This is a genomic window from Ureaplasma parvum serovar 3 str. ATCC 27815 (assembly GCF_000019345.1).
In the GTDB taxonomy this organism is placed as follows: Bacteria; Bacillota_I; Bacilli_A; order Mycoplasmatales; family Mycoplasmoidaceae; genus Ureaplasma; species Ureaplasma parvum.
Window position 1 is genome coordinate 515,913 of record NC_010503.1, and the last position, 24,064, is coordinate 539,976.

The 24,064-nt window shown below is 25.0% G+C and carries 18 protein-coding genes; 10 read left to right on the top strand and 8 right to left on the bottom strand.

Features of this window, described 5'->3' with window-relative positions:
• The first annotated feature begins 52 nt into the window (after positions 1-52).
• Both UPA3_RS02375 and UPA3_RS02380 read left to right on the top strand, forming a co-directional pair.
• A complete protein-coding gene (locus UPA3_RS02375) occupies positions 53-3,439 on the top strand; it encodes a DUF3713 domain-containing protein (protein ID WP_006689041.1) in 3,387 nt (1,128 codons plus the stop codon).
• Positions 3,439-4,098 carry a ribulose-phosphate 3-epimerase gene (locus UPA3_RS02380; protein ID WP_006688574.1) on the top strand — a complete coding sequence of 220 codons (660 nt, stop codon included), beginning with the start codon at positions 3,439-3,441 and terminating at the stop codon, positions 4,096-4,098. Before UPA3_RS02375 ends, UPA3_RS02380 begins: the two co-directional genes overlap by 1 nt.
• 126 nt (positions 4,099-4,224) lie before the next feature.
• Here the strand turns inward: UPA3_RS02380 and pheT are convergent, their stop codons facing one another.
• From pheT to UPA3_RS02420, 8 genes are all read right to left on the bottom strand, one after another.
• Positions 4,225-6,543, bottom strand: coding sequence for a phenylalanine--tRNA ligase subunit beta (pheT, locus tag UPA3_RS02385; RefSeq protein WP_010891780.1), 2,319 nt, complete (start codon positions 6,541-6,543; stop codon positions 4,225-4,227).
• A 31-nt stretch (positions 6,544-6,574) separates the two neighbouring features.
• A complete protein-coding gene (gene pheS / locus UPA3_RS02390) occupies positions 6,575-7,576 on the bottom strand; it encodes a phenylalanine--tRNA ligase subunit alpha (protein ID WP_006689319.1) in 1,002 nt (333 codons plus the stop codon).
• Between the two features lie 6 nt (positions 7,577-7,582).
• Positions 7,583-8,053: a hypothetical protein gene (locus tag UPA3_RS02395; protein ID WP_006688722.1), complete on the bottom strand. Its 471-nt coding sequence runs from the start codon at positions 8,051-8,053 to the stop codon at positions 7,583-7,585.
• Positions 8,046-8,813, bottom strand: a complete 768-nt coding sequence (nadE, locus tag UPA3_RS02400) for an NAD(+) synthase (protein WP_006689045.1) — start codon at positions 8,811-8,813, stop codon at positions 8,046-8,048. Before nadE ends, UPA3_RS02395 begins: the two co-directional genes overlap by 8 nt.
• A 7-nt stretch (positions 8,814-8,820) precedes the next feature.
• On the bottom strand, positions 8,821-10,128 hold the full coding sequence (gene obgE, locus UPA3_RS02405; protein WP_006688605.1) for a GTPase ObgE: 1,308 nt from the start codon (positions 10,126-10,128) through the stop codon (positions 8,821-8,823).
• A gap of 2 nt (positions 10,129-10,130) precedes the next feature.
• Entirely contained in the window at positions 10,131-10,832 is a 702-nt protein-coding gene (locus UPA3_RS02410) for a hypothetical protein (RefSeq protein WP_041941993.1), read from the bottom strand.
• A 183-nt stretch (positions 10,833-11,015) separates the two neighbouring features.
• Entirely contained in the window at positions 11,016-11,933 is a 918-nt protein-coding gene (gene fmt / locus UPA3_RS02415; RefSeq protein ID WP_010891782.1) for a methionyl-tRNA formyltransferase, read from the bottom strand.
• A 73-nt stretch (positions 11,934-12,006) separates the two neighbouring features.
• Positions 12,007-12,732 carry a DUF5385 domain-containing protein gene (locus UPA3_RS02420; RefSeq protein ID WP_010891783.1) on the bottom strand — a complete coding sequence of 242 codons (726 nt, stop codon included), beginning with the start codon at positions 12,730-12,732 and terminating at the stop codon, positions 12,007-12,009.
• A gap of 249 nt (positions 12,733-12,981) precedes the next feature.
• Between UPA3_RS02420 and def the strand changes: the two genes are divergently transcribed.
• The 8 genes from def to UPA3_RS02460 all read left to right on the top strand — a co-directional run bounded on the left by def (position 12,982) and on the right by UPA3_RS02460 (position 24,038).
• On the top strand, positions 12,982-13,578 hold the full coding sequence (def, locus tag UPA3_RS02425; protein ID WP_010891784.1) for a peptide deformylase: 597 nt from the start codon (positions 12,982-12,984) through the stop codon (positions 13,576-13,578).
• A gap of 6 nt (positions 13,579-13,584) precedes the next feature.
• Positions 13,585-15,513 carry a DNA topoisomerase IV subunit B gene (gene parE, locus UPA3_RS02430; protein WP_010891785.1) on the top strand — a complete coding sequence of 643 codons (1,929 nt, stop codon included), beginning with the start codon at positions 13,585-13,587 and terminating at the stop codon, positions 15,511-15,513.
• A 5-nt stretch (positions 15,514-15,518) separates the two neighbouring features.
• The gene (gene parC / locus UPA3_RS02435; protein ID WP_010891786.1) at positions 15,519-18,071 is read left to right on the top strand and encodes a DNA topoisomerase IV subunit A; all 2,553 of its coding nucleotides are present in this window, start codon (positions 15,519-15,521) and stop codon (positions 18,069-18,071) included.
• On the top strand, positions 18,071-19,156 hold the full coding sequence (gene yqeH, locus UPA3_RS02440) for a ribosome biogenesis GTPase YqeH (protein ID WP_006688742.1): 1,086 nt from the start codon (positions 18,071-18,073) through the stop codon (positions 19,154-19,156). Before parC ends, yqeH begins: the two co-directional genes overlap by 1 nt.
• Before the next feature lie 26 nt (positions 19,157-19,182).
• Positions 19,183-20,361: a nicotinate-nucleotide adenylyltransferase gene (locus UPA3_RS02445; RefSeq protein ID WP_006688791.1), complete on the top strand. Its 1,179-nt coding sequence runs from the start codon at positions 19,183-19,185 to the stop codon at positions 20,359-20,361.
• A gap of 9 nt (positions 20,362-20,370) precedes the next feature.
• Positions 20,371-21,063 carry a 5'-methylthioadenosine/S-adenosylhomocysteine nucleosidase gene (gene mtnN, locus UPA3_RS02450; RefSeq protein WP_006688483.1) on the top strand — a complete coding sequence of 231 codons (693 nt, stop codon included), beginning with the start codon at positions 20,371-20,373 and terminating at the stop codon, positions 21,061-21,063.
• Positions 21,064-21,169: 106 nt separating this feature from the next.
• Positions 21,170-21,421, top strand: a complete 252-nt coding sequence (locus UPA3_RS02455; RefSeq protein ID WP_004026601.1) for an urease accessory protein UreE N-terminal domain-containing protein — start codon at positions 21,170-21,172, stop codon at positions 21,419-21,421.
• A gap of 289 nt (positions 21,422-21,710) precedes the next feature.
• Positions 21,711-24,038 carry a DUF1410 domain-containing protein gene (locus UPA3_RS02460; RefSeq protein WP_006689018.1) on the top strand — a complete coding sequence of 776 codons (2,328 nt, stop codon included), beginning with the start codon at positions 21,711-21,713 and terminating at the stop codon, positions 24,036-24,038.
• Positions 24,039-24,064: the final 26 nt, after the last annotated feature.

Here is a 24,064-nt window from a genome sequence, read left to right on the forward strand (position 1 = left end):
AAACGATAAAATTATAATATATTCTCATAGCAAAAATAATATGGAGTTTGATATGAAATTTAAAAAAATTCTTTTAACAAGCACATTAAGTGTTTTAGGGGTTATTTCAATTGCAAGTTTAGCTACAAATTGTTCACAAACGAAAACAAAAATTAACCAGTATAAAATAACTATAAATAAATTAGATAGTCTAAATTTAACAAGTAATTTAACTACAAAACAAGCTTTAAAAGATGTTTTATTCTCAAAAGAAGGACAAAATGAATTTTTATTATCAAATGTTAAAAAAGTGGTTTATGATTGAGCAAAAAACAATAATGATCCAAAATTAGCTCATGATGTTAGTGAATATAATACACAATTAGATGAACAATTAAAGAGAATTAAAGAAAATGTAAAAAAATCATACCCAAATGATTGACAATCTGTTTTACAAAGCGAACTATATGATACTGAAGGTGGTAGTGAAAAATCATGAAAAGAAGCTAAGTTAATTGATCAAGCATACAAATCAATTACTTCTTCAATTTTTGATGATAATGATAATTGAATTAGTGTATTAAATGATCAAAATCAACTAATTGATGCCTATTCAAATGATGCTACTAAGTTGTTAGAGAATGAAAGTACTTTTAAATCAACTAAAATTGGAGATAGAAACAAAATTGTTGCTAAGACAAATAATTTTTTACAAAAAGGATACGCTAATTTATTTAATTTCTTAATTGATGATTATATTAAATATAACCTGCCTTTATCATTTGCCAACATTGAATTTAAATATGATGATTTAAAAAATCAAAACATTTATAATAAAGATTTTTTTACAAAAATACCAACTTCTGGCACATCACCTAATTTTCCTTGATTTGATCCTAAACCAACTGATAATAAATCAACTAACACTACAACTAATTATCTAGAAGTAGCTAAATTATTAAAAGAAAATAAATACTTAGATTCAAAAGATGATACGAATAATATTGACAAAAAATTCAACAACAATAATGATATTAATAAATATTTAAGCTTAAATGATTTTATTACTCAAGACAACACAAATTTAACATTAAGTGTCGGTTTATTAGCTAAATTTTTATCATTATTTGGAAATGAAAATTTTGGTATTTATCAATTAGATAATTTAGATGAAAATAATATTTTAAACAATTTTATTAGTAAGAATCAAAGTAATGCAAACACAAATAATGTTGATTTATTTTATCCTTTAGTTAAAAAAGATAAAACAGCTTTTTTAAATGATTTTAAGGATGTTAAAGCTATCCGTCAAATTAATGATTTAAAAAATGGATATACTCTATTACGTAATGAAAACAGTGTTGATTTATGAGGTATTAACAATTTTAAAAGACTTCAACAAGCAGCTAAAATAGGTTTGAACGCTCTATTAACAGAGTTAAAAAATGATTTTTTATACAATGGTGCACTATACTTAAATTCACGCAAATCAAATAGTGTTAAAAAACAAGGCTATGATATTAAAGCTAAAATTAAAGATTACTTTAATAACAATAAAGAGCGCTTATTAGCACTATATATTGCTACACATCAAAACGATAGTGATTTTTTGTTTAAATCAAACTTAAAAAATGATTCAAAAGTTTTTGCATTTGATCAAAGAACAATTAATATTATTAAAGAAAACAATGAAATTCATTTATTAAATTACTATGATAATTTAATTGATAAGTTAAATGATAAATTAATTAAATTTAATAAAAAAACATTTATTATTCCTAGTGTTGATAGTTTATATGATAATGGAATTAATACACCAATTTACTTAATTAAAGACCAAAATCAACAAATTAGTTTATTTCAAACTTTAAAAATAAAACTAGTGGGTAATAAAAATCTTATAGATGAAAATCAAAAATTATCTACAATGATTAATGATTATGTTGAAAACTTTGATATAAAAAAACACCTTGTTGCTAATAATAAAAACTCCCAATCAATTGTTTTTGACGATTATGTTATAAATAAAGTATTTAGTAAAGGAATAAACAGTGTTTTTGCAAATATTATTAAACAAGAACAAATTAAAAAAAGTGTAGCAAAATTCTTTGAATTTAATGATTTTAATTTTAAAAATAATTTTCTTGAAAACCAAGAATTATTAGCAGCATTTAACCAAATTATTAAGAATACAAGTGTTTTGGAAACAACACAAACTAATAATTTTAGTAATTTTGATAACTTAAAAAAAGTTTATGAACAAGCTTTGAAATTATGAAACGATAATTATACTAAAAATGGCCCTTTTAATCAGTTATCAATCAATTATCAAAAATACCAAGCATTATTTGAAACACTCGCTATTATTAATTACTTGTTAGATTTTAAAGATGGTAAACCAACATATCAAAATTTAATTAATTACTTGTTAAAAAAAACTGCTAATCATCAACCATTATTTATTGGTTGAAAAGCTTTAAATGATGTAACTAAAATTCCTAATTTTGGAAAAGATTCTAAAGAAGATTTTAGTTTCAAGAAATACCAAATTAATTTATATAATGGACTTGACCTATACCAATTAAAAAAAGCTGATGTTTATGAAATTGACCAAAATAGTCAAGAAGTTAAATTCAAAAAAACTTTTATAGATGCATTAACATACACTAACGATAAAAATTATTGAAACTCAACCGTTAATAAAGATGGTTCAGTTTATAATAATTTTATTGGCTTAATTGATCAAAATAATCAAAAAGATAAATTAGGTAAAGCTTTTGAAAAAATCGACTTGTTTGATAAATTAGTTTACGCTAATAACCCAAGTAAACAATTTAAAGGTGCACTATATGGTTATGGTAGTAGAGAATTATTAATTAAAACATTAGATGGTTTTGTGTCTTATCATGACTACCAAACACTTGCACAATTACTTTATGATCTAAATTTTAATGCAGAAGCTAATGCTGAATTTAAAACTATTTTAGATAACCAAAAACAAATTATTCCTGGCAATCAAAAAGATAGTAAAATAAAAAATATTGATTTAGCAACTAATGAAATTAAAACAATTATGATTAAAGGAATTAATAAAATCCCCCAAACTGCCTTTCAAAGATTAGATTTAGATTTAGTTTATAACAAATTAGACAAAAATGCTACACCATTAGTTAATAAAGAAGATAATGCTAATTTAAAATATATTTTATTAGTTTCACAATTTAATGCAAATGATGTGCAAAATTTAGTTATTAACAATCAATTAAATCAAAGTGCAACAGGATATTTAGGATTGTCAAAAAGCCAATTTTATAACTTATTATTTGATTTAGCATTAAATGATCAAACTTTAAAAATTGAAGCTTTTAGTCAAATTGAAAACGAACATAAAATTAAAGTTTACGATAAACGTTTAGCTAATAATAGTAATTTAAAAGGTTGAATCATAAATAATCTATAATGAATAAGCAACTAGTTCCATCCCTTTTAGCATTTGATAAAAAATATCCTTATGAACAATTAAAGATCTTTAAAAAGCATCATCTTCAAACAATACATTATGATGTTATGGATCTAACATATGTTAATAACACTGCTTTTGAAACTGAACATTTAGAATGGCTACTAAAAAATGATTTTTTAGTACACATTCATCTAATGGTTATTAACCCTTTAGAAAAAATTAAACAATATTTTATATATAAACCAACTCGCATATCTTTTCATTTTGAAATGAATGATTATCAAACTAATTTATTAATCATTAATGAAATTAAAAAACATCATGTTTTAGCAGGGATTGCAATTCATCCTTGTTTATCACTAAACGATTATGCTTCTTATTTAAAAGAAGTTGATTATATTACTTTTATGTCGGTTATTCCAGGTAAGGGTGGACAAATTTTTTTAGAAGAAAGTTTATTAAAACTAAAAAAATTATATGAATATAAAATTAAAAATAATTTCAAATTTAAGATTGAAATTGATGGTGGTATTACTTTAGAAGTTATTAAAAAAATCAATATTCCAATTGATTTTTTTGTAAGCGGTTCTTATTTAGTGAAAAATATTGAAAAACTAGAGCAAACTGTTAACGAATTTAATCAACTTGTTAATTAATATTAATTCTTAATTAATTTTAGTAACTATTTTATTTAAAAACCATTTCTTATAGTAATTGAAATGTACTAATTAATAAAAAAACACCACTGCAGGTGTTTTTTATTATTTAAAGAATTTACAAAATTAAAATTGTTTCAAATAATTATTTACTTCTTGTTCAATGATTATAATTTGTTCACTACTTAAATTAGATAAATGATCATTAATATAATATTTAAAAGTATAAATAATTCCATCATCTTTTATATAAAGATCGCTGATTTCAACTTTTCTAATATTTTTAATTTTTTTAATATTAGCAATTATATTATTTAAGTCAACGTCAGAAGCTAATTTAACACTAATATCACGTATGACATCATGATACATACTTGGCTTAATAACTTTAGTGATTACTTGTTTTTGATTTAAATAACTAGTTAAATTTAAATTAATAATAAAAATATCATTACTTAAACCATATGTTTTTTTGACTTGATTTTTTAGTTGACCAATAAAACCAAATACTTGTTTGTTTGCATTAATTAAAGCTAATTGGTTATTATCATATAATTCATTAACAACATGATTTTTATCATATGCATAATCAATATTTAATTTTGTTAATAAAGCATGTAGTAAAGCTTTTGTTGTCACAAAATTATTAACTATTAATGAATCATTAATTTTTGAATTAATTAATGGTTTACATAAAATGATTGATAAAACTGTTTGTTGACTTGAATCAACTGGATTAATCTTTGAAATCTCAAAGATATTTTCTAATTCATTTTTTTGGTTTTGGTTATATTCTAATACTTCAAGTAAGGAGTTAAGGTTATTTAATTTTAAATGCGAACGCATATTTGAAGTTGGATTATTAATTTCATAAGCTTGTTTAAAATTAAAAAAATTAAACTCATGTGCTTGTGTTTGATTTTTTAAATTATAAGTTTTACACTCAAACAAACCTTGATCAACTAAAAAATCACTAACTTTTTTTTCAAAATCATAAGCTAGATTATTTTCAAAATTTAAAATATCAAAACTGATTGGTTGTGGTTTGATTTCTTGAATACTAATTTTTTTCATAATATCTTCATAAACATCAAACTCATTTAATACATCATATCGATGACTTGGAGTAATTAAATTAGACTTATTAATTTTATAACCTAAGCGTTTTAAAAATGTTTGAGCAGTGTCTAAATCAATTTCTGCACCCACAAAATCACTTACTTGATTAATTTTATTTTTAATGACATTATGAACTGAATGTTTAAAATAATAAATTAATTTTGCATCTGATTTAAAATTAGCTAACAATTTTTTTAATGTTACTTTTGTAACATAATTAGTTAAGGGTTTGCTAAAACGCATAGCCGCTGCGGTATTGATTTTTAAACGACGCGCTGTATTTGCAATCAACATAGGATTAAAATTTGCACATTCAATATAAGCAGTTGTGCTTGTTGCATCAATTTTAGAATCATTAGAACCAATAATTCCAGCAAGTGCTAAAATTTTTTGATCATCAACGATAATTAGATCCCCTTTTTTAATTAAATATTCTTTTTGATCTAAACCCAATAAAATTGCATCTTCTTCAGCATTTTTAACAACAATTTGACCACTAATTTTTCGTGCATCAAATGCATGAAGTGGATTAGCAGTTAATAATGTTAAAAAATTCATATTATCAGCGAAATTATTAAGAACTTTAATTTGATTATTAATCAATATACTTTTAGTATTCCATTTTAAAATATAATTTTGAATATTTTTAACCTCGATTATTCCATACGAATTAACATCATCAGATAAAATCCGCACGTCAATAATTTCTTTATGTGGGCGATGATTAATCGTTGCATCAACAACATATTCGAAATCAAAATAAGCACATAATTCCTTAGCTATTCAAAAATAACCATTTAAATCATTCCGATTTGATGGAATTGATAAATCTAAAATAACATCATCTAAATTAAAAATTTGATTTGGGGTTTTATAATGGTCATAATTGTCATCTAAAACTAAAATTCCATCTAAATCTGTTGATGTTAAAAAACTAGTAGCTTGTGGATTAATTTCACTGTAAGCACATAACATTCCATTTGAAACATATCCTCTTAATTCACGTGGCGTAATTTTTAAACCATTTGCTAGTTCGGCATTTAATTTTGCTAAAACAACTCAATTATGAACACTAAAATTATTTGCACCACAAACGATCTCATAAACTTTTTGGTTTGCTTTAACTTTAACTAAATTTAAATGATTAGCATTAGGATGTCTAGTTTTTTCTAATACTTTAGCAAAAACTAAATTAGTAGATGGTTTAATGCTATTAATTGTTTCAACTTCACAACCTAAATCCATTAAAGCTGCGCATAATTCATTTAAAGGAATCTTTTTTAGTTTTGGACTAATCTTATGTAATAAATTTAAACTTAAAATCATCTTTTTTTACTCTTTCATTAAATTTAGGAATTTATTTAATTTGGGCATTAAATTTAAAATTATTTGAATATAAATAACGAATATCATCAATTTCATATTTTAACATTGCAATTCGATCAATACCCACACCAAAAGCCATCCCTGTTCTAATATCGTTAATATTCGCAGCTTTTAGAACATTTTCATGTAGCATTCCAGTTCCCATAATTTCAATTCATGTACTTTTTTTGCAAACTGCACACCCTTTTAAATCGCATTTAAAACATTGAACATCAACTTCAAACGAAGGCTCAGTAAACGGAAAAAAACTTAAACGATAACGTGTTTTTAAATTTTGACCAAATAAATATTTAATCAAACTGTCAATTAATCACTTTAAATTAGCAACAGTTAAACCTTCTTTAACTCATACAAAATCAACTTGATTGAATTGGTGGCTATGTGTTGCATCATCATCATCTTTTCGATAAACATTACCAAAAGACATAATTCTAATGTCCTTGTTTACGTTATTTTCTAAAAATTGTGCGGTTGTAGTTGTGCAATGCGTACGTAACATTTTAATTGAATTAATAAAAAAAGAATCAGCACTTGCTCTTGCTGGATGATTTTCATCAATATTTAAATGATCAAAATTATAAATAGGTGAAACAACTTCTGAACCACTTACAATTTCAAAATTTAATTTTTTAAAAAAAGATGCAATATCATCAATAATACTATTGAGAATATGATGATGCCCATTATTAATAAAAGGAGCAAACAAAGTCTTATTTGTTCATTTTTTTAAATCAACTTGATCATCTTTATCATTTAATTCTTTTAAAATTTGATCAGTAACAAATTCAATTTGTTGTTTGAAATTATTAATTAATAAACCCATTTCTTTTTTATTAGCGCTTTTTTTTAATTCATCATATAGTGGTAATAAATGTTGTTTAACAAAAATATTTTTTAATTCAATCAAATGACGTTCATTATTTGCTGTTCGTAAAATTTGTTTTAAATTTTTAATTAGATTAATAACATCCATGAACACTTACTCGCTTTCTTTTTTAGTATCTTCTTGTTGATCTTTAATCACTTTTTGATCTTCTTTATTATTTTTTTGAAAATTACGAAACCAATTCTTAACTAATTTTTTATCTTTTAATTCTGGAATATAAACGTTTGAATAAGATCAATAAGCAAAAATATTAATATTAATAATAATAATTAAAAACGAACTTATTCCAAGAATTGAACCATATTTAAATATTTTAATTTGGTTATAAGGAGAATCTAAATGAAAATTTTTGGTTTTAAAAATTTTAATAATATTTTGTTTTCATTCGTTATATTCATCAATTCGCGCATAATAATCTTTGATATAGTATGATAAACGAACAGCCGATCAGATTAAAATTGCTAATAAAATTGCTACAAAAACATATGAAATAATCGTAATAATTTTAAAACCCTCGATTGTTTTTAAAAAATCATAAAATTTTTTACCTTTTTTGTTATTCATGTTTATTTCCTAATTTATAATTTAAAAATAATTTCTTTTTATCAAAAACAAAATGTTTATGAGCATTAGTCTCATAACGTTTTTTAATCATGCTAACAATTTTAGGATTAATTTTACGATAAAGTAAAAATTGATCAAGATCGTTATATGTAAAACCAAAAAAACTCTCATCAGTTTTGTGTTCATCATCTTCATTTGCTGGAGTAGGAGCACGGTTTAAAATTTTATTTGGTAAATGATAATAAGCACCTAATTCATAAATATGTTTTTTTAGTAAACCAATTAACATATAATAATCAGCGGCACTATCGCCATATTTAGTAAAAAAACCTAAAATGTACTCATCATAGTTTAAATTACTCACAACAACACCCTTGTATGCATTCGCCATTGCATATAAATAATTTGTACGAATTTTAGGCTTTAAATTATAAAGAACATATTTATCATTTGTTTTTTTATTAATCATTTTACAATAGCTATCATAGATATCAACAAGATTGATAACTTCAATGTTAGGATAAATATTTTTTAATTCATTAATACATTCATAATCTAAACTCGAATTATGAATATCTAAAAAATAAGCATAAATATTAAGATCATACTCTTTTTTTAAATCATTTAAAATAGCTAATGTTAAAGTGCTATCAATACCACCTGAAATGCCCAAAATAACATTATTCGTTTGTGCGTCATTTAAAAATTTTATAAAATCATTTTTCAACCATTGTAGATATTTAATCAAATCATTATTCATAATTTATTTACTCTTCAAATTCTAATGTAATATCATATATTTTAATACTATCCCCCGCTACTGCTCCAGCTTGTAGTAATTGCTGGTTAAAATTGATGCTTTGAAGTTTTTGATTAAAACGAATTAAATTATCTTGCGTTTTTAAGGGAATGCGATGTGCTCAATATTTTAAATATTCACCAAAGACTTCAAAAATATGATCATCAACTTTTATAATTTCAATAGTTTTATCTAATTCTTTACTTTTAGGAATATCACTCGTTCATTTTAAAATTTGATCAACTGGTAATTGTTCTTTAAGTCGTTGCTCATAAATCTTTTTTTGTGCAAAGTAAATTTTAATAACATCATCTAACATATTATCTACATGTAAATTTGTTAACGCAGATATAATTTTAATTTCTTGATTATTTTTTAAATATTCTTTTAGAATCTGCAAATTTTCTAATGCTCCAATTTGATCTATTTTATTAGCAACCAATACAATTGGTTTGTTAACTAAATTTTGTTTATATTGTTTTAATTCATTAACAATCGTTTCATAAGCATTAATAATATCAGGATTATCATTAGGATCTAAAGAAATTAAATGAATTAATAAAAAACAACGTTCGATATGTTTTAAAAAATCATGCCCCAAGCCAACTCCTGTATGTGCTCCTTCAATTAAACCAGGAATATCTGCAAAAATGATACGATTTTGATCACGATAAATTGTACCTAAAACGGGATTTAAAGTTGTAAACATGTAATTTGCCGTTTTTGGTTTAGCATTTGTAAATGTAGAAATTAATGTTGATTTTCCTGCATTTGGTAATCCTATAATTCCAATATCAGCAATAGTTTTTAATTCTAATAAAACTTCAACATTTTCACCTAATTCTCCTAATTCATATAAATTTGGTGCTTTATTAAAAGGCGATTTAAAATGTGTATTTCCATGACCGCCTAAACCACCTTGGGCAACTAAATATTTTTGTTGATCAATATTAATATCTGCCAAAATTTCATTAGTGATAGGATTATAAACAACTGTTCCTAGTGGCACATTAATAAAAACATCTTCCGCATTCGCACCATGTTGATTTTTAATATCGCCTTTTTCACCATGTTTTGCACGAATAATTTTTTTATATTTTAAAAATTCTAATGAAGTTTCATTGTGATTACCAACAAATCAGATTGACCCACCATTTCCACCATTTCCACCAGCTGGTCCACCTTCTGGAACATGAGTTTCACGACGTCATGAAACAATTCCATCCCCACCATTACCTGCAATCAATACGATTTTACATTTATCAATAAATGCCATGCTTATTTTCCTTTTTGATCATCTTCAACTTTATATTTTATTCGTTCATTTGCTTTATTACGCTTTTTTAATTCTAAACGTTTTTTGTTAAATTCATTATAATATTGTTCTGAATCTTTAAGTTCATTGTATAGATCTGCAGCATATGTCTCAAAATGTTTTGAGCGATTCATAATAGCATTTGTAATTTTTGTCATGATAAAAATTGGTAAAATAAAAGCAACTACTAAAATTAAAAATCGTACTAAATATCCTCAAATTTGACTAGGAATAAATCCAGAAATAATTAAAATAAACATTCCAAATCAACATGAAACTACTGGCGTAAGAATGTCTCAACGAATCTTTGGCGTACTAAAAGCAAATATAATACATACAATAACTGCTAATCCTAAAGTTGAAAACATTGCAACTCAAACTGGATATGAACTAATTATATTTGTACCAAATTCAACACCATGATTGTATTGATTAGTAATTTCATTAACTAATTTTTGCATTCTTTCAATCATAAGAGGACCCGGTTTTGGTTTTAATTGATCATATACAATAGGATTTCAATGATAAAAATCTTTAACTCCTACAATCCATTGTTGGTTTTCATCTAATTTAAAACCTTTTCCATATCAACGACCATTAACACCAATTATTCCATTAAAACCTAAAAGATTGATTTCACCATATAAAATAAAAAAAACAATCATTGGAATGACAACAAAAAATGATGTAATTAAAAATTTATATAAAAGAGGTGATTTAAAACGTGTATTAGTTTCAAAGGGTTTTCTAAATCAAGTAGTTTTTGAATGCCTTAAATTCATTTACTGTCCTTTCTTTAATAAATGGTTGGTAATCAATATGATTAAATTATAACAATTTACTATATTTTAATTAATAAAAGGGTTTTTCCCATTCAATAAAACTTTTGGAGATAAAGGTTTTTTATTTGGAAGCTGAATCAATAATAGTTCAATATCAAAATCTTGCGTACTTACAAAAAGTTGATTTTTAAAAATCATGATTGTTCCAGGTTTTTGACATGACTTTTGATTAGTGATTTTAACTTGATATACTTTAATTGAAACGCCATTATATTGCATAATAGCGATTGGTTTATCATACATAGCATTAACAAAACGATTAATAAAAAAAGCTGGTTGGTCAAAATTAATAATATTTTGGTCCTTTTGAATATTATAAGCAAAACTAACAGAATTTTCATCTTGTTGAATTCCAACTAAATTTGGTTTTACTAATTCTAAAAAATGTTCTTTAATCATCAATGCACTAAGATTAGCTAACTCTAAAGTTAGTGATTTGGTTGTTGTGCAATCGTTTATTTCTAAACTTCTTTGAAATAAAATATTACCTGCATCCATTTTTTTAATCGTATGCATTAAAGTGATTCCTGTTTTTAATTCACCATTTAAAATGGCATAATGAATTGGTGCTCCGCCACGTAATTTTGGTAAAAGTGAAGCATGAATATTAACGATTTTGTATTTAGGAATATCAATTATCCCTTGATTAATAAATTGACCAAAAGCACAAGTAATGATAATATCTGGTCCTAAAATACGGATTTCTTCTTCAATTTCTTTGATTTTTTCTGGTTGAAATAACTTAATATTATGATCTAAACAAAACTGTTTAACAGGAGAGTAGATAACATTCTTTTTTCGATCAAAATGTGCATCTGGTTGACTAACAACAGCGATTAAATCAACTTCATGCATGTTAAACAATGTTTCCAAAACAATTTTAGCGATTTCTGGTGTACCAAAAAACATTACTTTATATTTCATTTAATTAAATTCCTTATTTTAATACCTTATAAATAAGGTAAAGATAGCAAAATAACTCCTTAAAATGGAGTTATTAGTTTGTTTTATTTTTTTGTTTTTCTAATTGTTTTTGACGTCGTTGAGCTGCTTTTTGTTGTTTTTTCTTATCTGCTTCTAATCTCTTGTTATAAATCTCATCATCTTTAGCTTTAATTGGTTCAATTCATAACATTTCTTCTTCATAATCTAAAGCACGCACAACATCAATTTCGCGTCGGTTTTCTTTTTTATTAATTTTTACCAAACGAACTTCACACTCAATCGCACGGGGTTCATCTATAATTAAAGTTTTAGCATTTCTTGTAGTAAACAAAACTACATATAGTTCTTTAGGTTTAGCACGTTTTTCTTTTTTAATTCGTTCCATTTCAATTTTATATTGCTCTGGATTCGTTGTTTTAAGTGCTTTGATTGCTTTTTGTTCATTTTTATAATCAATTCTTTGTTGTTTTGTCATCTGAACCAAATTGTGTGGTTCAGCACGCTTAACTACATATGAATCAATAACTTCTTTTCCTTTATCGTCAATGCTACGTAAATATTTTTTAATTGTAGTTCAAACTTCATTTGTATCTGACTTATCTTTGTTATTAACACTAGTTTGATTTTCACCATTTTGTTTACGTTTTTTACGCATAATAAATACTACAACTAATACAATTGGAATGATAATGATTAAGATCATTAAAAAGTTGCCATTACCACCCTTTGCACTATCTGCTTGTAAAATAGATTCTATTATTTCTTGGTTATCAAGCATGTAATCCCCACCTAAACATCAATTTATGAACACATTATATTATTATATGAAATTAATAGCAACATTCATAATTAATTAATAGATTAAAAATTATTTATTAGAATGTTAATAGAATTTAAATAATTTATTTAATTAGTAACAATCATACATTATAAACTTTTATATCATTTATAATTATTATTAAAACATGGTTAATAAAATAAAAACCAATTAGTTATGATTTCATTTCAAAAAATAGGAAGTAAGTAAATGTACAATATTAAATTTTTAGATTTATTAAATTCAAATTTAAAGCCTAACCCTCAATGAATTTTTAAAGATCCACATCCCATTTTACGCGAAGTAACTCAAGATATAGAAGGTAATGAATTATCAAAAGATGATATTTATTATCTTAAAAAAATGGTCCGTTATATTGATGTTTGTTATCATAATCAAGCCAAAAAATATAAAATTCGTTCAGGAATTGCGATCGCTGCAAATCAAGTTGGTTGAAACAAACGCGCAACTTATATCCATTTTAATGATGAAGCCAAAGAACATCATTATTTATTAATTAATCCTCATATTATTAAACGTTCATCTGAAATAGCTTATTTAAATCCAGGTGAAGGATGTTTATCTGTTGATGATGATCGTTCTGGATATGTTATTAGAAATAAAAAAGTTCATGTTAAAGCATATGATCTAATTAGCGAACAATTTATTGATCAAGAATTTAGTGGTATTATTGCAATTTGCATCCAACATGAAATTGGTCATTTAGATGCTGGTTTATATTATGACAATATCAATCAACAGCAACCATTTTATGCCGATCCTAGTTGAACAAAGATAGGAAGATAAAATCTTATGGCAAATAAATACGATGGGAATGCTATTAAAATCTTAGAAGGGTTGGAAGCTGTTCGTAAGCGTCCTGGAATGTATATTGGCTCTACAAGTAGCACTGGATTACATCATTTAATTTGAGAAATTGTAGATAATTCAATTGATGAAGTTATGAATGCTAACGCAAAAAACATTAATGTTATTTTGCATGAAGATAATTCAATTAGTGTTTTAGATGATGGGCGTGGTATACCAGTTGACATTAATTCTCAAACAAAAATTTCTACTGTTGAAACTGTTCTAACAGTTTTGCATGCTGGAGGTAAGTTTGATGAAAGTGCATACAAAACTGCTGGTGGTTTACATGGTGTTGGTTCATCAGTAGTTAATGCTTTAAGTTCTTGATTAATTTGTGAAGTTTATCGTGATCAAAAAATTTACCAAGCGAAATTTATTAATGGAGGTCATATTAATCAATCTTTAAAAGTAATTGGAACAACTAAAAAAACAGGAACATTAATTCATTTCTTACCCGATCCTCTAATTTTTAAAAATTTAGTTTTTAATCCTAACATAATAAAAGAGCGTCTACATGAATCAACTTTTTTAATAAAAGATTTAAAAATTATTTTTGAAGATAAAATTAATAAAAAAAAGTACGAATTTATTAATAATCAAGGTTTAATTGATTTTATTAAATTTATTAATGAAGCTAAAAAGACCTTTTCTGATGTTATTTATTTTAGAAGTAATATTAACAAAATAGATGTTGAAATTGCTTTTCAATATAGTGATCAAAATAATGAAATTATGGTTTCATTTGCCAATTCTGTGAAAACTAGTGAAGGTGGTGTACACGAAAATGCTTTTAAAAACGCTTTAACAAGTGTTGTTAATAATTATGCAAGAAAACATAATTTACTTAAAGAAAAAGACAAAAATTTAGAAGGTGATGATATACGTGAGGGTTTATCAAGTGTAATTTCACTTCGAATCCCCGAAAGCTTAATTAGCTATGAGGGTCAAACTAAAAACAAATTATTCACACCAGAAGCAAATGAAGCAGTAAAAAAAACAATTGAAGATAATTTTAGTTTTTGATTAGAAGAAAATAAAACACAAGCTTTAGATTTAGTTAATCGAGCAATTCTTGCACGTGATGCTAAATTGGCTGCAAAGCGTGCTCGTGAAGAAACTAAAAAAGTTAAAAAAATTAAAGAAGAGCGAGGAATGGGCGGAAAATTAACGCCAGCACAAAGTAAAGATCCAGTTTTAAATGAATTATTTTTGGTTGAAGGTGATTCAGCTGGTGGATCAGCTAAACTAGGACGAAATAAAAAATACCAGGCTATTTTGCCCTTAAGAGGTAAGGTTCTTAATGTTTTAAAAGCTCGTTTAGTTGATGTTTTAAAAAATGAAGAAATAGCATCAATCTTTACTTGTTTAGGAACAGGAATTGGTGCAGAATTTGATTTAAAAAAATTAAAATATCATAAAATTATTATTATGACCGATGCAGATACCGATGGTAGTCACATCCAAGTTTTATTATTAACTTTATTTTATCGTTTTATGCGACCTTTAATTGAAAATGGTAATATTTACATAGCTTTACCTCCGCTTTATAAATTAACAAATAAAAATAACAAAAAATTCTTTTATGCTTGGGATGATGTTGAATTAGATCAACTAAAAAAAGAGCAAAAAAATTATGAAATCCAACGTTATAAAGGTCTTGGCGAAATGAACGCTGATCAATTATTTGAAACAACAATGGATCCAAACAATCGTTTATTATTAAAAATTAATATTAATGACATTTTACAAGCTGAACGGCAAATCAATACTTTAATGGGTAATGACGTAAGTATTCGAAAGCAGTGAATTGATAATAATATTGATTTTAGTGTCATTGACGAATTACAAATCAATAATGAGGAGTCTAAATAAAAAATATGAGTGTAAATCATCAAAAAATTATTAATACACCTTTAGACAACATTGTTGGTGAAAGTTATGCAAAATATGCAAAATACATTATTCAAGATCGTGCTTTACCTGATATTCGTGATGGTTTAAAACCTGTTCAACGACGAATTTTATACGCAATGAGTGAATTAGGAATCTTTTATGATAAACCTTATAAAAAATCTGCACGTACAGTAGGAGAAGTAATTGGTAAATATCATCCACATGGAGATTCATCAATTTATGAAGCAATGGTGAGAATGAGTCAAGATTGAAAAAATAATCTATGTTTATTAGATATGCATGGTAATAAAGGTTCAATTGATGGTGATAATGCTGCTGCAATGCGTTATACAGAAGCTCGATTATCAAAAATTGCTAGTGTAATGTTAGCCAACTTAAAAAAAGATGTTGTTAAATTTAGTCCAAACTTTGATGATAGTGAAAAAGAGCCATCAATTTTACCATCTCTTTTTCCTAATTTGTTAATCAATGGAGCAACAGGAATTGCTTCTGGTTATGCAACAAATATTCCTCCTCATAACCCTAATGAAGTTTTTGATGCTTTAATTTATCGTATTGATCATCCAGATTGTAGTGTAGAAAAACTAATTGAAATCTGTCCTGCGCCAGATTTTCCCACAGGTGGGGAAATCCACGATTTAAATGGATGTGCTAATGCTCACAAAACTGGTGAAGGTAAATTTATAATTCGTGCTTGCATTGATTTTAAAATCAATGATAATAAGATTAATCAAATTATTATTAGTTCAATCCCTTATGAAACAAACAAGGCTTTAATCATTAAAGAAATTGAAGATATTATTTATAATAAAGAAGTTGCTGGATTAATCGAAGTTCGTGATGAATCTGATGCTAAGGGAATTAGTATAATTATTGATACTAAAAAAGATATTAATTTAGAAAATGTTAAAAACTATTTATATAAAAAAACCAACTTGGAAATCAGCTATAATACAAAATTTATTGCAATTGTTCACCGAACTCCTACACTTGTAAATCTATCTACATATTTAGATGCTCAAATTAATCATAGTTTAGATGTAATTAATAAAGTCGATTTATATGATCTAAACAAAATTTTGTTACGTATTGAAATTGTTGAAGGCTTAATTAAATGCGTTGATTTAATTGATGAAATTATTAAAATTATTCGTGCTAGTGAATCGCGTCAAGATGCAAAAAATACTTTAATTCAAGTTTTTAATTTTACAAATAATCAAGCTGAAGCGATTATTATGATGCGTTTACATAATTTGACACGTACTGATATATTTGATTTAAAAAATGAATGACAAACGCTACAAGACGAAGCTAAAACGCTACAAGAACGAATAAATTCACTTCAAGTTCGCAAAAATTATTTAAAACAAAAAATGATTGAATTTAAAAAAACTTTTGGTTTTGAACGCAAAACAAAATTATTTGATGAATTAGTAAAAGTTGAAATAAACGAAGATCAAATGATCGAAAAACAAAATTTGAATTTAGTAATAAGTCGTGATGGATACATTAAAACTGTTTCTAAAAAGTCATTTGAGTCATCTAAATATGATGAATTAGGATTAAAAACTAATGATATTCTTTTTTATCATAATATCATTAATTCTCATGATAAAATCCTAATCATTACATCAAAAGCTAAATTAATTAATTTAGTTGCTCATAAAATCACTTCTATGCGGTGAAAAGATGTTGGTGAACACTTAAATAATTATGTGAAATTTGATGCTAATGAAAAAGTTATAGCTGTTTATATATGGAACGAACAATTTAAAATTGATGAATATCAATTAGTTTTGGCTTCTAGATTAAATCTAATTAAAAGAATTGAATTAAGCGAGTTGGATATAAATAAAAATAGTAAACAAATTAGCATTATGAAATTAAATGATAATGATAATTTAATCAGTGCTAATTTAATCAAAAAAGGTCATAATCAATTTATTATTGCAATTTCTAAATTAGGATTAGCCCTGCTATTTTTAGTTCATGAAATTAATTGCTTAAATCGTTTAGCTAAAGGAATTAAAATTATGAAATTAAAACCAAATGATGAGGTTAGTGCTATTTTAATTACTCCTAATAATGGTTATAATGTTCAACTTTTTTTAGAACGGGGAAGTAAGTGTTTTAATATTAGTGAATTAAAATTATCAAAACGTGCGGCCACACCAACAAATTTATATCCAATAACAAAAAAAGTGCAAAATGTTTTAGCAGCTTTTTTAGTTGCTCATGAAAATGTTTTTTATCTTTTAGATCAACAACAAAAAATAAATCCATATTACTTATCAAACCCCAAACCAACAAAACTAGATACTAAAATTAGTATCTATGAAAACGATCAAATGATCACTGATGTAGTTAAAGATTGCTTTTTAAGTGATGAAGCAATTAGTGATTTTAAAAAAATTAATATGTACGCAAATGAATTTGATAATGAAATGCTAAAAATTAATAAAAATCACGATGATTCACAATTAGAATTAATTGATGAAGAGGAAGAAAAAAAATAATGATAACAAATAAAAAATGTAAAGGCTGTGGAGCTTTTTTGAATGATCAAATCAATACAATTGGATATACCCCAAAAATAAATGAAACAAAAACCAATTTATGCCAACGTTGTTTTAAATTAATACACTATAATAAACTTGAAAAAGTAAGTACTAATTTAAATCAAAGTATTAAAGAGACAATTAACACTTTAAATTTTAGTAATTTACAGATTTTTGCTGTATTAGATATTTTAGATTTAGAACACACAATTATTGATGAACTAAAAGAATATCAAAATAAAATTATTTTTTTAGTTAATAAAATTGATTTATTACCTCAGCGCTACAATAGTGAATTAGTTAATGAAAATGTTGTTAAAACACTTATTAATCATGGATTTATTGATCCTAAAATTATCTATGTTTCCACACATTCTAATACCAGTTTAAAAAAAGTTATGGATTATATTAAAAATGCAACTAATAAAAAACAAAAATCCATTTTTTTTGGAAAATCAAATGTTGGTAAATCAAGTTTAATCAATGCTTTATTAGCGCTAAATAAAATTAAAACTAAACTTACAATTAGTAGTTATACTAATACAACAATTAATTTAAATAAAATTAATATACAAGAACATCAAATACTTGATGCTCCCGGAGTTTGTTTTGATGAAAACATTTTAAATTATGTACGTGATGAAGATAATAAATCAATCATGATTTCTTATGGTGCTAAAGCAATTAATTACCAAATTAATCCCCAACAAGCTCTTATGATTTCTGGATTGGTTGGAATTCAGTATTTAAAGGGTCAAAAAACAACTTTTACATTATATGTTTCATCCCAATTAGATATTCATCGTTGTAAATTAGAAAATTTTATAATGAATTTTAATAAACGATATTTATTAGCGAAGTTCAATTATCTAAATCAAGATCTTGAATTTGTTGACCATCTAATAACTTTAAATAAGGATCAAAAAACCAATATTTGTATTGCAGGCCTAGGTTTGTTAGTTATTAATGCTCATGCTGAACAAATATGTATCCGTTTACCAAAAAGTGTTGGTCTAAAAGTAGCAAAATATGCGATTATTTAATTATTATTAATAAAGAGAGATTTGTTATGAAAATCATTTTGTTTTGTGGAGCTTTTGATATGGTTCACAATGCTCATATTGCAATGGCTAAACAAGCCATGAAGTTAGTTAATGCTGACAAACTAATTTTTTTACCATCAAATTTTAAATTTTTTAAAGCAATTAATAAAAATGACAATTTAGAGTATGAAAAAACAAAATTAACACCTGGACATCATCGTATAGCCATGTTAAAAATTGCAACCAAAAATTTAGTAAATATTGAAGTAAGTGACTACGAATTAAAACAAATTAATAAATCTTATACAATCAATACCATTGAGCATTTTAAACAAATATATGGTAGTGAACATGAATATTATTTTATTATGGGTAGTGATAACTTAGAACGTTTTAAACAATGAAAAGATTGGGAACGAATTCTAAAAGAAGTTAAAATTATTTGTTTTAAACGTGGGGATGTTTGTGTTAAAAAAAGTTGCCCACAAAAAAGCTGTGAATGCGAAAGTTTTAATTTTTTCGAACATGAAATTCTTTTGGTTAATGATTTTAATTACAATATCAGTTCTACTGAAATTAAAAAACGCCATAATTTAACATCAGGAATAGATCCAGCAGTCCTTGATTATATTAATGAACATGGTTTATATGCTTTATGATTATTAGAAAAACATTTAATTTCATATGATAATTTTAATAATTTAGAAAAAAAAGTTGCACGCATCAATCATTGTCGTCGCGTTGCTCAAATGTGTGTTGATTTAATGAATGTCTATGATAAAAAACTAATTGATCAAGCTTATTGTGCGGGAATTTATCATGACATACTAAAATGTTTAGATGAACAAGAAAGTGTTGCATATTTTAATGAACATAAAAGTGAATTAAATATTGGTGATGATTTTATCTCTTGAAGAATCTTACATTCATATCTTGGTGCACATTTATTACAAACCCAATATGGTTTTAAAAATCAATTAATTTTAAATGCTATTCGTCGTCATACAAGACCTTTTGATTTTATTAAAGATTATAGTGAATTAACTACTTTAGATAAAATTCTATATTGTGCTGATAAATTAGAGCCTAACCGTAGGGAAGAAATTGATCAAATTAACATTGATTATTATCGAAAATTAGTTTTTGAAGATCTAGATAAGGCATTTATTGAAGTTTATCAATACCAACAAAGACAAAGAAAATAAGGTAAAAATATGATTGGTTTAATTGTGGCATTAAATAGTGAAATTAAAACCTTTTTTAAACAAATTAAAAAGAAGGTTTATCAAATTAATAATATTGATTTTTACTTGTGCACTCATCAAAATATAGAATTTGTTTTAGTTTTTACGGATGTAGGAAAAACTAATGCGAGTTTTATTACTGCATTATTAATTAATAATTTTAAACCTAAAGTGATTTTAAACGTTGGTAGTTGTGGTGCACTAAATGATCAGTTACAGGTTTTAGATATTGCCATTATTGATCAATGCCAATACTTAGATGTTAACGTTAGCGCTTTTGGTTATTTAAAAAATCAAATACCGCGTTTAGATAAATTTTTTATTTTAGATAAAAGTTATAATCAACAAATCAAAAACCAGTTAATTAAGAAAAAACTAAAATGTTGAATTGCAAATGTTGGAAGCAGTGACACATTTATTAATCGTGATAACATCTCCTTTTTTTATGATCAACAAATCGACTTAGTTGATATGGAATTAGCAGCTATTGCTCATGTATGCACGCGTATGTTAACACCACTAGTAAGTATTAAATTAGTTAGTGATCATATTACTCTTCCCAATTCCAATCAAGAACAGTTTAATAAAAACTTATCACTAATTGATAAATGATTTAATGAGCATTTACCATCCATTATTGAAGCAATTTTAGAGATCTACTAATTTATTTTTGTAAAAAATATTAAAATTACAAAATCTACTATTATTTTTTAAATTGTTTTATAATTTACGTATATAAAAAGTTAGTTAAATAAGGAGTAGTTTATTTATGATTTATAAAGAAATTGTTCGTAATATTATCAAGCATCCATTAATCTTACCAGAAGGAAAACATTACCATTTACATAAAATTCTAACTTCAAAAGATGAATTACGTAAGGGTGAAGTTAGTTTAGTTGCAGAAAATGGCAAAGAATACACTGTTGATTTATCTGCATTTGTTGACTTATTAGTTGATGGTGATTGCATTATTGATGATAATCATTCACTTGTTGCTTTATACTTTGATGAAAGTAAATAAAAAGTAAAAAATATTAATTTAAGAAATCTTGCTAAAACACACCAGTAGGTTTTAAGCAAGATTTTTATTTGTAAAAATTAAGTATTTATTATGTTATTTATTTTATGAAATTTAATAATAATTTCAATTATTATGGGTTTTATTTTGTGTAAATTTTTAGTTTTTATGTTAAAATTTCTGTGTTATTTTATTAAAACATTATTGTTTTTTTTTTTTTTTTGAAAAAATAATGAGTAAATAAATGTTTTGTTTTTATCTGTTTATTTTATAAAAATGTGGGAAAAATTATATGAAATCAAATAATAAAAATTACAAATTTTTGAACATAAAAAAACGGAAATATCGCATTTTTTTTATGTTGTGTTCTTTAAATTTAATATGAGCAGGCGTTATTATAGCTATTGTTCTGCGTTTAAAAAATATTGATAAACGCTTTAGTGAAAATGACCATAAAATTGCTCGTCCAACTTGAGAGTATGATAATGATGGAAATTTAGAGATTCACACTCAATTAGCAAATGATTTAAATGATGATTTAAAACAAAAAGCTTTAAATAATGCAAATGTCAAAGGAATTGTTGTTGACCAAAATGGTGTAGAACATGAGATAGATGTAAGTATTGATGCTAATGGTAAGGTTATTATTCCAACAAAAGATTTAGTAAATAATGACCCAACTAAACCTAATATATACACACTTAAAAAAGTCGTTTTAAAACAACATAATCAACCAAATATTGATCTAATTAGTGAAGAGCAATTAAGTGGTGATAATCATATTTCATTTAAAAAACCAACAGTGGTTGCTCAAATTAATGATAACAATGATTATATAATGCATTTTACGAATCCTAATTTAGTTAACAAGAAAATTAAATTAACATTTAAAGTTGATGATCAAGATGATCATACAAAAACCATTGAAGCTATCATTGGATTAGATGGAAAGGCTATTTTTAAAACAAGTGATGATGCAATTTTTGCACCAGATCATAAATATACACTAACAAAAATTGAAGCTAATAACAAAAAAGTTGCTAACATTGATGAAATTCCATTAAAAAATAGAATCGTTGATAAAAATCCAATTAAAAGAATTAACTTAACACAACTAAAAGTTGCTAAAGATTTAATTCTTTGAAATAATACAAACCAAAACCAATTCATAACTGCTACTTTTAAAAATATAAATAACGATTTTGATGATTATATTGTTAAATTAATTTATGAATACAATTATCGTGGAGAAATGAAAGAAATTGCATCACAACCTTTCAAATTAGAAAAAAATAAAACAACATACAACAATATCCTTTTGCCAATTAGTATTCCAAATCGCTTATATCATTTTAAAAAAGTAGTAATTCAAAAATTAAATCAACCAAATAAATCTATTGATTTAGATCATGATCCAAATTTAAAATCTTTTTTTATTGTTGGTCCTGGTAAAACAGATTTTGCATGAAAAAAACCAAATGATGATCAAATTACATATGATGGTTTAAAGAGATTAAATATTGAAATTACTTCTCAAGATTATGCATTACAAAATGGTAAAAAAGTTATGGTTTGGTTTAAATCAGATGCCGAACCAAATAATGATTCACTTAAATTTATAGGCGAATTATCTCAAACTAACGCCAATGGAACAGCTGCTGTCATTAATAATTTAAATAATTTATACGGTATGAAAGAACAAACAGAGTATTACATCTATAAAATTCAGTTCATAGATGAATTAGAATATTCAAAATTACCACCAAACCGTAATAACATTGTTTATGAATATAATAAAAATATTGCACGTAATTATGCATTCCGAACTAAAACTGCCCCTTTAATTTTAGAAAAAATAGAAAAAGATGATAATGGTAGCATTGGAGGACAAAATTTTTATTTTTACCTAAATAAAGCTAGTGATGATCCTAGTACAATCAAGCAAGTTACTATATATTGTCGTGATAATAATAATGAATTATATACTTCTGATGATCAAGAAATAGATTCTGTTGATCTTGTATATCATTCTTGAATTCATGATTTAAAATGAAATCGTGAATATGTTTTTGATCATGCTGAAATACAAACAACATATCCTGATGATCCTGAATATGGTGGTGAAACAAATGATTTAGAAATTAAAAGAGGATTAACTTTCAAGTTTTATACACCACCAAGTAAAACAGAAATACAGTGAAAACATCCTATAAAAATAACTAATAATGGGGCAATTTTAGATATTCAATTACAATCAAAAGATCGGGCATTTGAAGATAAGCAAAAATATCGAGTGACATTAGTTGAAGCTGAAAATCAAAACAATGCTGTTGTTGGTGACTTTTTACTTGCTGGCACTTCTATTAATAAAAATGATAGCCCAATTGGTGATAATAATGATAAGAACAAAGATATAGCAACTTTGAGCTGTAATTTTGAAAACAAATTAAAAAAAGGGACTAAATACTTATTAAAAGAAGTTCGATTTATTGCTAATCCAAATGAAGAAATTAGTGCTAAACCTACTAGAGCTGCTAGACCATTTAATAATGATAATATTATTTATAGTTTGAATCTACGAATAAATGATCCCTATGACTTTACAACTTTAAAAAATTAGTTTAATCCTTAAATTTTTAGTTATAT